The organism is Pseudomonas sp. 2822-17, assembly GCF_002742485.1.
Classification (GTDB): domain Bacteria; phylum Pseudomonadota; class Gammaproteobacteria; order Pseudomonadales; family Pseudomonadaceae; genus Aquipseudomonas; species Aquipseudomonas cyclaminis.
The window spans coordinates 1-294 of record NZ_LJRZ01000327.1; the positions used below are offsets into that span (position 1 = coordinate 1).

At 34.4% G+C, this 294-nt stretch carries 1 protein-coding gene; it reads right to left on the reverse strand.

Annotated features, from left to right (window positions below; genetic code table 11):
* A partial coding sequence (locus tag AOA60_RS33305; protein ID WP_218240593.1) for a hypothetical protein occupies positions 1–294 on the reverse strand: 294 nt, incomplete at both ends.

Genomic DNA, 294 nt, shown 5'->3' on the forward strand with positions numbered 1-294 from the left:
GGAGATAATAAGATATGATTTCATGTTCGTGATAAATTCGTTTAGTTGGTGAGATACTTCGAACAATATGGAACACAGAAGTCTCCCAGTTGAATTGATTTTGTAATAATTCAACAGTAGTGATTGGTGAACCTATATAAAGGACAATCTGAACAAAAAAATCAGAGGTTATTGTATCGATGATCGACTCTTCATCATTTTCTTCTTCAAAGTGTTCATCTATTGCTTGTACAAGAAGACCTTCATTTTTGTTTCGCCATAAGAAAGCAGGAGATGTAGGGAAAAGGCTCTTCA